This is a genomic window from Alkanindiges hydrocarboniclasticus, from assembly GCF_001982605.1.
Lineage (GTDB): Bacteria > Pseudomonadota > Gammaproteobacteria > Pseudomonadales > Moraxellaceae > Alkanindiges > Alkanindiges hydrocarboniclasticus.
This window is the reverse complement of the sequence record NZ_MLCN01000004.1, coordinates 65,560-77,131: the sequence shown is the minus strand read 5'-3', so window position 1 is coordinate 77,131 and position 11,572 is coordinate 65,560. Positions and strand designations below refer to the sequence as shown.

Sequence of the window (11,572 nt, the reverse complement as noted above, 5' to 3'; positions counted from 1 at the left end):
TACGGCGCAACCAGATCGCAGTTTATTATGCTGGCCGTCGTTACAACCTGGTTGTTATTTGTCACCGGTTTTACAGTGCTGTTTTTCCTGTTTGGGCAAAACGATACTGGCCTGTTAAGCCGCTTGACCGTGCTTGAATAAATCACTTTAATTACTAATGCTCAATAATAATATTTGCATAATAAGGCTCACCCGATGTATCAAACCTTAATTTCCGTTGAAGAAGCCAAACGTCTTGGCAGTAATGTAATCTTTGTAGACTGCCGCCATCAGCTTGGCAAGCCAGCGTGGGGCAAACATCAATATGATTTAGGACATTTACCTCAAGCACGCTTTGCCCATATTGACCATGATCTGTCAGCGCCAGTGATTACGGGTAAAACCGGACGCCATCCCTTGCCAACGCCTGAATCATTAGTGGCTCTATTTAGCAAACTGGGTATTGGCGCTACGACCCAAGTGGTTGCCTATGATCAGGATAACGGCATGTTTGCAGCGCGTTTATGGTGGCTATTGCGCGCTATGGGACATGTAAATGTCGCGGTACTGGATGGTGGTTATGCTGCATGGGTGGCCAGTGGCGGTACCGTTGAAAATACGCAACTAGAAATTAATCCATCTGAGTTTAAAGGGGAGTGGAGCCCGCATAGTGTAGATAGTGATAATGTGCTGGCGCATTTGAATCAACCGAATCGGGTATTGATTGATGCGCGCCTTCCCGCCAGATTTAAAGGGCTGGAAGAACCAATTGACCGTAAAGCAGGGCATATTCCGGGCGCAATCAATCTGCCCTTCAATGAGAACATGGCAAATGGTGTTTGGCGCAGTAAAGAAGATTTAAAAGCCCAGTTTAAGGAACTTTTAGATTCTGCTTTAAATCATGAAATCGTTTGCTATTGTGGTTCCGGGATTACCGCTTGCCATAATATTCTGGCAATGGTGTATGCGGGTTTACCAGAACCCTTGTTGTATGCTGGGTCATGGAGCGAGTGGATTGTGGATGATTCGCGTCCTATTTAGATAAAAAGCACTTAATTGCTTTAAATAAAAAATTATTGTAGTTATCAGCCATCACATTTAAAAGTAGTTAGATATTATGAACAACTATCCTCGCATGTTATACCGCCCAGGAAAGGGGCCATCTGAAGTGTGGGGTGAGCTTGTAGATACAAGAATTGTCCAATCAGAAGCTGAAGAAGTAAAGGCAATTCGTGAAGGTTGGCTCCAAGACCCAAATAAAGCGTGTCAAAAAGCTCATCGAAAACGCTTATTACATGACAAATGGCAGAAGTTTGCAAAACATTGGCAATTTTGGATCACTTGTGCAATTGGTATTATGGCTATAGTGGTTAGTTATATGGCCATCAAGTAATTTCTAATACGCCACCTCTTAAGACTCTTCCTTGAAAACTGATAAACTGTTTACTTTACTTAATGAATTAACTCAATTTTTATAAGATATCAGCACATGCATCTTATAAAAAGCTAAGCTTGTGCTGTATCTATATAGCGTTATTCACTGAAATATTAGAAATAATCTCTATTTTGTCAATACACCACCACACTCCGAATCGACTCACCACTTTTCATCAAGTCAAAACCTTTATTGATTTCATCCAGCTTTAAATGATGGGTAATCAGGTCGTCAATATTCAGCTTGCCTTCCATATACCAGTCGACAATCTTGGGCACGTCGGTACGGCCACGCGCGCCACCAAACGCAGAACCTTCCCACTTACGGCCAGTCACGAGCTGAAATGGACGTGTACTGATCTCGGCACCAGCAGGCGCAACACCAATAATAATGCTACGTCCCCAGCCTTTATGACAGCACTCTAGCGATTGACGCATCACATCCACGTTACCAATACATTCAAACGAATAATCGGCGCCACCATCGGTGAGCTGGATAATAGCATCTACCACGTTTTCAACCTTGGATGGGTTAATAAAATGCGTCATGCCAAATTTGCGTGCCATGGCTTCCCGCTCAGGATTTAAATCCACGCCAATAATTTTATTAGCGCCTACCATTTTAGCGCCCTGAATCACATTCAGACCAATACCGCCCAGCCCAAACACCACCACGTTCGCACCAGCTTCCACCTTGGCAGTAAACAGCACGGCACCTACGCCAGTGGTTACGCCACAACCGATATAGCACACCTTGTCAAAGGGCGCATCTTCACGAATTTTGGCCAGTGCAATTTCCGGCACTACAATATGATTGGCGAAGGTGGACGTACCCATGTAATGCAAAATTTCCTGCCCGTCCAGACTAAAGCGGCTCGTACCATCCGGCATTAATCCCTGTCCTTGTGTGGTACGAATGGCTTGGCACAAATTAGTTTTTTGCGACAGGCAAAATTTGCACTGGCGGCATTCCGGCGTATACAGTGGAATCACATGGTCGCCGGGTTTGAGGCTTTTAACGCCCTCACCCACTTCCAGCACTACACCTGCGCCTTCATGGCCCAGAATCGCCGGAAAACGGCCCTCAGGATCTGCACCGGACAAGGTGTAATAATCGGTATGGCAAATACCTGTGGCCTTGATTTCAACCAGCACCTCGCCTGCGCGTGGTGGCGCAAGCTCAACCTCATGAATGCTTAATGGCTTGGCCGCTTCCCATGCAATGGCAGCACGTGTTTTCATTTATAGCTCCTTATATCCTCAAGGTCATGAAAGTTGGTTAGGTAGCAACCAGACTGTTTAAATGGTCTGATTCAATTCAGGGCGTTGCCCGTGCAGCCAAAATAGGTTGCACTGTCGGCGTAGCCAGCATATCGGGTGGAAACAGGCGGCTTTCAAACTGTGGCAGCATCAGGGCCATATTTTGTCCTAACTTGAATTGCGGCTGGGAGTGCGGAAAACCCTGTGCTTTTTCCCACTGCTTGATACGGCCATTGGCCATGTCAAAAGCACTTTTAAAGCTATGCTGTGCCCGTAATGCTTCATCAAAAAAGGCACGGCCAAAATAGGTGTAATCCGCTTCATTAGTACAGCCAAATGAGGTACGGTCAGCCGAGGATGCAGTAATAATTAATGTATCCGGTGATTGCAATGCCGGAATAAAGCTGCCGGAATAGCAGGATGAAATGACAATCACGCGCCAGCGAATGCCGGAACGATCCAGTGTTTCACGTAGCCATTGTGGGTCAATGGATTGCATGTCAATAGGTTCGTTGGCCAGTTCAAATACATTGGGCAGGCCATGCGAGGTCATGTATAAAAACAGCACATCACTGTCAGGGTTCATTTGCTGGCCAATCCGGGCCAGACTACGCTCAATGCTGGTTTTGGTGGCAATGGGCTGACTGATAAACGTTGCCTTGTTATTCACCAGACCAATCGAGCGGCCATAGGTGCCAAAGCGGGTATCAAACTGGCGCTGAATCCGGTCAACTTCCGACTTGAATACGTCCTGATAGGCTGCCCCGGCAATCCCCATAAAATACCAGTTACTCTGACCAGCTACACTGGTTTGCATTTGTGACAGCACATCATCCAGCAGGCGCGGCTGGGCATAAATGGCGGCTTCCGGCAGGGTTATGCGGCTTTCTTCCACTTTCCAGATGGGCTGGCTGCTGACTGAGGACTGCCAGATGGTCAGGGTAATAATGATACCCACCAGAATCAGGCCCTGTTCCCACCATGGCCAGTGCAGTGCGCGGGCAAATACCCAGAATACGGCAACGGTTTGCCAGACAAACAGTCCCAGAAAAATCGTCGGAAGGTATTCATAGCTCAGGTCAGGCAAACGGTCAATCTGGCCCAGAAACTGTACAAAGCTTTGTAACAGGGCAACGTTGACATCAGCAATTAGCCACAGCATGGCAGGCACCAGCATCAGGCGGCCAAGACCGCTACGCTGCGCCAGAAAAATACCGGCAATTAAGGCAATAAACGGCCATAACAGGTAGCTCACCAGCCCCTGCAAATTAAAATGACCAGCCCCGCCTGCGGTCAGCCAGCTAAACAGGGTATTGGCCAGACAAGCCAGTACTGCCCAGAACAGGAACTGCCAGCCATTGGGGGTGACGCGGTCAAAGCACCGCCTTGAGCCAATCAGCATCCATAAGGCGGCAATCTGGTTATCACGCAAATCACTAAGAAAATTACGGGAAGGCTTTAGTTCAATCATCTAGTGATTCGCTCACATCACACCCAAATTAAGTCTAAGTTACGCCTAAATTGCATGGAGATATCCTAACAAGAAAAGCTTTTTGAACTGTATTTTTCTTGTCTATTAACAACATAGATTACAAAAATAAGCCAAATGGCTGGGTCAAAATTCAGCTTTTTGTTGCAGGGAGAGAATGAACAAGCTCGCTGGGCCAGCGGATGCAATCAATCAGAGCAGTCACATTACTGTCCGCCTGATGGGGAATCACGCCAAGACACGGCGCACTGAGTTTTTTCTCCAGCGTTTCGATTTGCTCTGCCACAAAAGGTTCATCAGCATGCAGGCAATTGGCCACCCAGCCTGCCAGCGGCAAACCGTCACGCATAATCAGCTCAGCCGTCAGTAGCGCATGATTCAGGCAGCCTAGCCGGATGCCCACCACCAGAATAACCGGCAAGTGCAATTGTTTGGCCACATCGGAAATACATTCCTGCACGTTAATAGGCACACGCCAGCCTCCTGCGCCCTCAACCAGAATCCGGCTGGCCCGCGTCGACATTCCAGCACGGATATGCCCTACCACCCGGCTCGCCTGTAAACGCTCACCGACCTGTGCGGCGGCAATATGTGGTGAGGTGGCCGCTGGTAACTTGATCGGCGCTACCAATTCCTCAATCAGATTGACACTGGCATATTGCTGTAAGCACCGGGCATCTTCACTGATTAAACCACCCGCTTCATCCCTACTACACCCGGCCGAAATCGGCTTGATGGCAAAGCAGTCAAGACCCTGCGTACGGGCACGTGCCAGCAACAGGCTGCTGACAAAGGTCTTCCCCACATCAGTATCAGTGCCTGTCACAAAATAGGCTTGGCGTGCGGTGGCTATACTCATGAAAACTGGCCTGAAAAATTTAACAACGAATAGTGAGAGTACAACTTGATTCAACTCTTTGTCCGCAGCAACGCAATACTGCGAAATTTGTTAATGCGTGTACAGAAAAGCCAGTGCATGTTCAGATGCCGGCTTTTTAAGATGCAAAAACAATACCTCAAATGATAAGGCAATAGGAGACTGATCCTGTAGCCACTGTTTCCAGCGCGACAAATCCTGACCTGACAGGCTCTGTGTTGGTTTAGGCTGGCCTGTCTGGTCGCCGCCCATTTGCCGGATAGCTGCCATTAATGCTTTGAGGCTGGCAAACTCCTGACTAAAGCGCCGTGTTTCATGTTTTATAACACAAGTACTGGCCTGTTCCAGCCAAGCCTGTGCTGGCTCAAACTGAAATAGCGGAAAACCGGGATAGCGTATAGCCACTTCAGATAAGGAACCTGCCACTGGTACTGCCAGCCATGCCTCTCCTCCCGGCTGAATCACACGCAGAATTTCGGGTACGATGGCTGAACCCAGCCAGTGCAAGGCAAAATTACTGACAGCACCATCCAGCATTTCATCGGCCAGCGGTAACTGGCTGATGTCAGCCAGAATAGTCTGGATACGGTCATCATCTTCCAGTGCCTTTAACATGTTGGGTGCCAGATCAATAGCCCACACCCGTGCACCCTGTGCAGCAAGTGTCTTGGCCAGTACACCTGTGCCACAACCCGCATCCAGCCATACGCTATCTGCTAACACAGCGCCCATCCAATCCAGCAAATGCCGGGCAGATTGCTGCTGGAGCACGCTGACCTGATCATACTGGTCTGCTGCTGCATTGAATTTGTGCCAGATGGGCGTATCCATTGAAGTTTCCGTTTTAAATTACTGACATTTAATAAACTGGTATAGCAACACTTGATATTAAAGCGCCACAGCCTCTTGTGTAGTATGGCTGGTTACCTGCTGCAAAGCAGCACTGTTGACCTCAAGGCCATGGCTATCGTCACTTTGCTTTATTGTAGTCCGGGCTGAAAATAACCATCAAAGCGGCAGGCATCCCCTATCCACTGATGCTGGGGAACAGCTGAGCTTAAAGTCGGTGCATGCCGTGGGCGCTTTACAATTACCCTGCCAGCCAGTTGCTGGGCTAAAGGCAGCAGATATTCTCCCAAATCCATTGTACCGTGCTCAGGCAATAGCTGATGCAGAATCTGCATTTCCTTTTTCACTAGCGCCTGCTTTTTCTGGTCTTTATGGCCCCCCTTGGGAAACATGGGGTCAAGGTAAACCACATCTACAATACTGTTGTGTTGCTGCAATTGGGTTAAATAATTACTGGCTTCGTCATGCACCAGCTGTACACGTTGCATGGTTTCTGTCAGCTCTGAATGTTGCATGGCACATTGGTATGCATCCTGTAGAAGCGCAAACAGCACAGGATGCCGCTCAATCAGGGTTACTCGGGCACCAAGCCAGGCCAGCAACAAGCCATCATGTCCCAGTCCAGCGGTGGCATCAATTAACACCGGCTGCTGTTCGGTCTGGCAGGCACGGGCAATCAGTTCATTTTTATGCGAGGCCCGTTTTAAGCGCGCAATCTGGCCAATCCAGTCCGGCTGCATTTTCATACCGCTGGCAGCCAGATTTAGTCCGTTTTCATCCAGCACCAGCGCCAGTTCAGGGTGTTGCCGCAAATGCTTGGGATTTATTTTTTCAATCATTTGAAGCGCTGTAATAACGCCCAGTTGTTTTAACTGCTGTTGACAGGCCAGCGCATGTTGCTGTTTCTCATGCGTGGCCCATAACGTCAGGTGCATTACCACTGAATCCAGCCTGTCCATGCTGTCAGCAGAATCACGACCCCAAAGATAATGCGGTAATAGGCAAAAATACTAAAATCATGCTTGGACACATAGCGGATCAGCGCGCGAATCACAATAAGGGCCGATACAAAAGCCACCAGCATACCAACGCCCAGTACCAGCATGTCATTGCTGTGCAGTTCATGCCGCGACTTGTACATGTCTAGCAGGCCAGCACCCATAAGCACCGGAATACCCAGAAAAAATGAAAACTCGGCAGCGGCCTTGCGTGATACGCCCATTAGCAAGCCGCCAATAATGGTGGAACCCGAACGCGATGTCCCCGGAATTAAGGCCAGACATTGAATAAAACCAATTAAAATAGCCTGCTTAAAACTAATATTTTCAACTTCCTGTGCTTCAATTTGATGAGGTCGCTTTTCTGCCCATAAAATAATAATTCCACCGATAATCAATGCAATTGCAACAGTTACGGCATTAAACAGGTAAGCTTTAATCTGGTCACCCAGACTTAGCCCAATGATGACAATGGGAATGGAGGCCACAATCAGGTTGATGCTTAGGCGCTGGCCTTCCGGCTTGCCCGTTAAGGCACCCAGTAGTGCACCCCACAGCTTGCCCCAGTATTCGTAAATGACCGCTGCAATTGCCCCAATTTGTACGGCAACCGCAAATAATTCACGCTTTTCCAGCGTCCAGAAATCCAGCAACTGCGCGGTTAGAATTAAATGGCCGGTACTGGAAATGGGCAAAAATTCAGTAATTCCCTCAACCAGCCCCATAATTGCCGCCTGAATCAGCAACCAAATATCCATAAATTCTCCGCTTGATGTTTTAGATGAAAAATAACTGTATGACCCGGAACTGCCAACGCGTTATTGCTGGCCAGTCATTTGTGCACGCTGTTCAGCAATCTTTTTCCAGGCATTGTCACGCAGGTAAACTGGCAGCGCCTGATCTGCACTGACTGCCTTACCCGCCTTAAAAGCCGCATAGCCCAGACGGGCAATATCCTCACTGCTGGCATGTACATCAGTATAGACAGCCAGTTCCCTGGCTTGTGTCACCAGATGGCTTCCGTTGCCTACCAATGCATAGCGTTGTGCTTCATCGGGTAGCCTAACCTGATCATAAGCAACCAGTTGCTCATGGCCTGATTCATCTTTCAGATTTTCTTCAAGCGGCTGCATCAGGCCCTGTGTATCCAGTTGATAAGCAGCGGCATACACCTCATTCATGCGTGCATCCAGTACGGCCACCACCTGCGTCAACTGGTACTGTCGATACGCAGCTTGTGCCAGTGCCTGCAAGGTAGATACCGGTACGACAGGCAAATCATGTGCCCATGCCAGTGCTTGCGCCACCGCAGCATTTATCCTTACCCCGCTAAATGAACCCGGCCCACGGCTAAAAGCAATGGCTTGCAGTGCGCTTACACCAAGGCCCTGTTCGCCCAGCACTGCATCAATCATGGGTAAAATCAGGCGGGTTTGTTCACGGCTACGGTCATCCTGACGCTGGGCCACAACGGCCTTGCCATCAAATAACGCTACAGAACACCACTCATTTGCTGTTTCCAGTGCTAAAAGCATCCATTACCCCTATGCCCGACCATACTGACCACCAATTTCGGCTCATGTTTGGGTTAACACCCACAAGCGCTTTATTAAAGCGGGCTATCTTAGCAAAAAATACCAGCAAAAGCCGTTAGCAAAACTGTTAGGCATTTTTTGCTTAGAAATTTTATAGGCATATATTCAATTGCTGCAAAAAAATCACAAATCATGTTTACAGCAATTCACCTTATTGCTGGTCAAACTACAGTAAATTAGTGAGATACCACGACAAAAACAGATTAAAGGTGAAAACATGCGTTCATTATCACGTACCCGGGCGTTTCAAGCCCTTCGTGAACGTCAGCGGGTTAGATTATCCAGAAAACCAGAAAAAGTACCTGCCAAAGGCTGGGTAAACCGGCTTCAGTTTGCCTTTTTTTCGGGAATAATCGGACTGTTACTAGGCGGTCTATTTGACTTTATTACATCACTCATCCGTACATTCACCCAGCCGGATGGTGATGGCCAGTTTATCTGGTTTCTGGCTTATGTATTTGCTGGTCTGGGCGCACTGGTTGGCTTTTGTTTTGGGCCACGCGCTGGTGAATTATATGCACAGATTTTTGCCCTTGATGATCATGGTTCCAGCAATGCCACCAGTGAACTTATTCGGCTCATAGCCAAAACCCTGCTGGTTGCTGCCATCATCTGGTGCGTGTTGCTGATTTTTACTTAAAAGATTTTTATAGGGAACAGGCTTACTCGTCTTCCGGAAAGACTGTCTCCCATTCATCAGTCTTGGCGCGCACCCCGGTTAAACGGTCTATCTTGCGCTGTAACTGTTCCCTTAATAGTTCAGTTTGCTGGCTTACCCGCTGCAATTGCTGCTGTACGGTAAACGGCTGATGCTTTTGGGCCAGACTACTTGCAGTTACCGGCATATACAGGGATGCTGAACCCAAACCAGTCAGGCGCTTTTCTGTTGTGCCAAACCATGGGCTTTGTGCACATAAACTGGTGCATAACTGCGGCATGACCTTGGATTGCAACTGTTCCAGCAATTCCTTGGCCTGCGCCCGGCTTAAATTGGTAAACGGCTGCATCTGGGCCAGCTCTACCTGTTTTTCCAGAAGCTCCATCACCTGTTGCAGGGAGTGATGATCACGGATGGTTTGCGCCATATCACTGACCAGCGCAGCAATAAGCTTGCGTTTTGCCACTGCCTTTACCTGACTACCCATATCCACCTCAATACGTCATACACAGCACAGAGATCATCAAAAACTGCTCTACGATTAAAAGCATAAAACCACATTCATCAGTTGTTCAGCACTTTCCCAGTATAGCCACAGCCTGAATGTTATAGCTGGTGGGGACGCAAGCCATTTTTAAATTTCTGATAATGGCTGGCATAATGTAATGCACTCATGCGGTTCATTTGCGCGACCATTTCACCAGCTTCTTTAACCACTTTACCGGGTGAACCCATCACAATAGAGTTATCCGGAATGACTTTGCCTTCAGGAATGAGGGCATTGGCACCAATGATACAGTTCCTGCCAATCACAGCATTGTTGAGCACTACAGCATTAATGCCAATGAGTGTATTGTCACCAATGGTACAGCCATGCAACATCGCCTGATGCCCAATCGTCACATACTCACCAATATTCAATGCAATCCCTGCGTCGGTATGCAGTACTGCATTTTCCTGCACATTACTAAAATTACCTATAATAATCGGGCTATTATCAGCCCGGATTACTGCACCAAACCAGATACTAACCTGCTGGCCGAGCTGTACTTGTCCAATAACAGTTGAATTGTCCGCTGCCCAGCCATCCCAGGGACTTATCAGACTAGTGGGACAATTATCATCCAGACAATACAACATATTAAAATTCCTGTTTGATCACGCAAAAAAATTTAAATAATGTCATGGGGCTGGTTCATTAAAAAAGGCCATTCTATAGAATGTCTAAGGCCACGCTTAAATAATGACACCAGAATACGTGCCGTTAGTCCCCAGATAATTTCATTATCCAACTGGAAACTTGGCATGTAATAGTGCTGCTGGTTTAACAGTACCGGATATGGCAATGGCTGAGCTTTGATAATATGCATCAGCTCAACATAAAAAATACGTTCTATTTCATCAGGCTGTGGAACCAATGCAATATCTGGAGGAATAAGTCCAACAATCGGCTTAACCCACATGCCACTTTTGGCGCGCTGACTAGGTAACTCACCCAGTAACTCTACATGAAAAGGATTTAAACCCGTTTCTTCAAATGCCTCACGCAAGGCCACGACAATATTACTGGTATCCCCCTCTTCCCGTCGTCCCCCTGGAAAGGAAACCTCACCAGCATGATGACGCATATGGGATGCACGACGGGTTAACAGGACTCTTGGCTGTGTTTCGCAGGTAATTGCCAGCAGCACGGCCGCATCTGCACGGCGCGGCGACGGTGCAAAGCTTAGACCCTGTCTTAACTGATCAATCAGCGAATCAGTTGTTATTTGTGGAGTTATCATATTTTGCTGCATCATTGTAGCTTACCGCGTTAAACTGACGATAACCAGATGCCTTGGGCAAAGTTTTCAGTTATGCTCAACAACTCATCAAAATTTTACTGCTACCATTCATGTCTTTTTGCTTAAAGTGCGGCCAGCAAGGCCAGATTCTTATCCCGGAAGGTGACCAGCGCGAACGTTTGGTATGTGCCAGCTGTGGTCATATTCATTATGAAAATCCAAAGGTCATTTGTGGTGCTCTCGTTACCCATGAGGATAAAGTACTGCTGTGCAGACGGGCTATTGAACCACGCTACGGCTTATGGACACTGCCAGCAGGTTTTATGGAGTTGCATGAAACCATGGAAGAAGGAGCAGCCCGCGAAACCTGGGAAGAGGCAGAAGGTGTCGTTAATATTGAACAGTTGTATTGTATGTACAATATTCCGCGCATTGGGCAAATTTATGTCCTGTTTAAAGGTAACTTACAGGATGGACAGTATGGCGCAGGCAGTGAAAGCCTGGAATGTGGCTTATTTCGTGAAGATGAAATTCCATGGGATGAATTGGCATTTCCCAGCGTAGCGCGAACACTGAAGCATTATTTCCATGATCGCCAGCAAGGCCAGTTTACAATTCATCTGGAAACTATTAGCAGTTAGGTCTTACA

14 protein-coding genes are annotated in these 11,572 nt (G+C 47.7%); 4 read left to right on the top strand and 10 right to left on the bottom strand.

Annotated features, from left to right (window positions below; genetic code table 11):
* Positions 1-195: 195 nt before the first annotated feature.
* Both BKE30_RS01865 and BKE30_RS01860 read left to right on the top strand, forming a co-directional pair.
* Complete coding sequence (locus BKE30_RS01865; protein ID WP_076876973.1) at positions 196-1,020, top strand: sulfurtransferase; 825 nt, start codon at positions 196-198, stop codon at positions 1,018-1,020.
* 76 nt (positions 1,021-1,096) lie between these two features.
* On the top strand, positions 1,097-1,372 hold the full coding sequence (locus tag BKE30_RS01860) for a hypothetical protein (RefSeq protein ID WP_076876972.1): 276 nt from the start codon (positions 1,097-1,099) through the stop codon (positions 1,370-1,372).
* 176 nt (positions 1,373-1,548) lie between these two features.
* On the opposite strand, the gene BKE30_RS01855 is transcribed toward BKE30_RS01860, so the two are convergent.
* The 7 genes from BKE30_RS01855 to tsaB all read right to left on the bottom strand — a co-directional run bounded on the left by BKE30_RS01855 (position 1,549) and on the right by tsaB (position 8,421).
* Positions 1,549-2,655, bottom strand: a complete 1,107-nt coding sequence (locus BKE30_RS01855; protein ID WP_076876971.1) for an S-(hydroxymethyl)glutathione dehydrogenase/class III alcohol dehydrogenase — start codon at positions 2,653-2,655, stop codon at positions 1,549-1,551.
* Between the two features lie 76 nt (positions 2,656-2,731).
* Entirely contained in the window at positions 2,732-4,144 is a 1,413-nt protein-coding gene (locus BKE30_RS01850) for a C13 family peptidase (RefSeq protein ID WP_076876970.1), read from the bottom strand.
* Between the two features lie 151 nt (positions 4,145-4,295).
* Entirely contained in the window at positions 4,296-5,021 is a 726-nt protein-coding gene (bioD, locus tag BKE30_RS01845; RefSeq protein ID WP_076876969.1) for a dethiobiotin synthase, read from the bottom strand.
* Positions 5,022-5,111: 90 nt separating this feature from the next.
* On the bottom strand, positions 5,112-5,870 hold the full coding sequence (locus BKE30_RS01840) for a methyltransferase domain-containing protein (protein ID WP_076876968.1): 759 nt from the start codon (positions 5,868-5,870) through the stop codon (positions 5,112-5,114).
* A 149-nt stretch (positions 5,871-6,019) separates the two neighbouring features.
* The gene (locus BKE30_RS01835) at positions 6,020-6,823 is read right to left on the bottom strand and encodes a class I SAM-dependent methyltransferase (protein WP_076876967.1); all 804 of its coding nucleotides are present in this window, start codon (positions 6,821-6,823) and stop codon (positions 6,020-6,022) included.
* Positions 6,823-7,644 (bottom strand): undecaprenyl-diphosphate phosphatase, encoded by an 822-nt coding sequence (locus BKE30_RS01830; protein ID WP_076876966.1) that lies wholly within the window; start codon positions 7,642-7,644, stop codon positions 6,823-6,825. The genes BKE30_RS01835 and BKE30_RS01830 overlap by 1 nt, the downstream gene beginning before the upstream one ends.
* 60 nt (positions 7,645-7,704) lie before the next feature.
* Entirely contained in the window at positions 7,705-8,421 is a 717-nt protein-coding gene (gene tsaB, locus BKE30_RS01825; protein WP_076876965.1) for a tRNA (adenosine(37)-N6)-threonylcarbamoyltransferase complex dimerization subunit type 1 TsaB, read from the bottom strand.
* 277 nt (positions 8,422-8,698) lie between these two features.
* Between tsaB and BKE30_RS01820 the strand changes: the two genes are divergently transcribed.
* Complete coding sequence (locus tag BKE30_RS01820) at positions 8,699-9,121, top strand: hypothetical protein (RefSeq protein WP_076876964.1); 423 nt, start codon at positions 8,699-8,701, stop codon at positions 9,119-9,121.
* A 22-nt stretch (positions 9,122-9,143) separates the two neighbouring features.
* On the opposite strand, the gene BKE30_RS01815 is transcribed toward BKE30_RS01820, so the two are convergent.
* From BKE30_RS01815 to BKE30_RS01805, 3 genes are all read right to left on the bottom strand, one after another.
* Positions 9,144-9,626, bottom strand: a complete 483-nt coding sequence (locus BKE30_RS01815; RefSeq protein ID WP_076876963.1) for a hypothetical protein — start codon at positions 9,624-9,626, stop codon at positions 9,144-9,146.
* Positions 9,627-9,745: 119 nt separating this feature from the next.
* On the bottom strand, positions 9,746-10,279 hold the full coding sequence (locus BKE30_RS01810; RefSeq protein WP_076876962.1) for a gamma carbonic anhydrase family protein: 534 nt from the start codon (positions 10,277-10,279) through the stop codon (positions 9,746-9,748).
* Between the two features lie 32 nt (positions 10,280-10,311).
* A complete protein-coding gene (locus BKE30_RS01805; RefSeq protein ID WP_406564649.1) occupies positions 10,312-10,923 on the bottom strand; it encodes a CoA pyrophosphatase in 612 nt (203 codons plus the stop codon).
* A gap of 110 nt (positions 10,924-11,033) precedes the next feature.
* Between BKE30_RS01805 and BKE30_RS01800 the strand changes: the two genes are divergently transcribed.
* Entirely contained in the window at positions 11,034-11,564 is a 531-nt protein-coding gene (locus BKE30_RS01800) for an NUDIX hydrolase (RefSeq protein ID WP_076876960.1), read from the top strand.
* Positions 11,565-11,572 lie beyond the last annotated feature (8 nt).

What these genes read in the sequence shown, in the direction of transcription:
- BKE30_RS01860 (WP_076876972.1), top strand. Translation starts at nt 1,097, where the DNA reads ATGAACAACTATCCTCGCATGTTATACCGCCCAGGAAAGGGGCCATCT.
- BKE30_RS01815 (WP_076876963.1), bottom strand. Translation starts at nt 9,626, where the DNA reads ATGGGTAGTCAGGTAAAGGCAGTGGCAAAACGCAAGCTTATTGCTGCG.
- BKE30_RS01810 (WP_076876962.1), bottom strand. Translation starts at nt 10,279, where the DNA reads ATGTTGTATTGTCTGGATGATAATTGTCCCACTAGTCTGATAAGTCCC.
- tsaB (WP_076876965.1), bottom strand. Translation starts at nt 8,421, where the DNA reads ATGCTTTTAGCACTGGAAACAGCAAATGAGTGGTGTTCTGTAGCGTTA.
- BKE30_RS01865 (WP_076876973.1), top strand. Translation starts at nt 196, where the DNA reads ATGTATCAAACCTTAATTTCCGTTGAAGAAGCCAAACGTCTTGGCAGT.
- BKE30_RS01800 (WP_076876960.1), top strand. Translation starts at nt 11,034, where the DNA reads ATGTCTTTTTGCTTAAAGTGCGGCCAGCAAGGCCAGATTCTTATCCCG.
- BKE30_RS01835 (WP_076876967.1), bottom strand. Translation starts at nt 6,823, where the DNA reads ATGCACCTGACGTTATGGGCCACGCATGAGAAACAGCAACATGCGCTG.
- BKE30_RS01805 (WP_406564649.1), bottom strand. Translation starts at nt 10,923, where the DNA reads ATGATAACTCCACAAATAACAACTGATTCGCTGATTGATCAGTTAAGA.
- BKE30_RS01850 (WP_076876970.1), bottom strand. Translation starts at nt 4,144, where the DNA reads ATGATTGAACTAAAGCCTTCCCGTAATTTTCTTAGTGATTTGCGTGAT.
- BKE30_RS01855 (WP_076876971.1), bottom strand. Translation starts at nt 2,655, where the DNA reads ATGAAAACACGTGCTGCCATTGCATGGGAAGCGGCCAAGCCATTAAGC.
- BKE30_RS01840 (WP_076876968.1), bottom strand. Translation starts at nt 5,870, where the DNA reads ATGGATACGCCCATCTGGCACAAATTCAATGCAGCAGCAGACCAGTAT.
- BKE30_RS01830 (WP_076876966.1), bottom strand. Translation starts at nt 7,644, where the DNA reads ATGGATATTTGGTTGCTGATTCAGGCGGCAATTATGGGGCTGGTTGAG.
- BKE30_RS01820 (WP_076876964.1), top strand. Translation starts at nt 8,699, where the DNA reads ATGCGTTCATTATCACGTACCCGGGCGTTTCAAGCCCTTCGTGAACGT.
- bioD (WP_076876969.1), bottom strand. Translation starts at nt 5,021, where the DNA reads ATGAGTATAGCCACCGCACGCCAAGCCTATTTTGTGACAGGCACTGAT.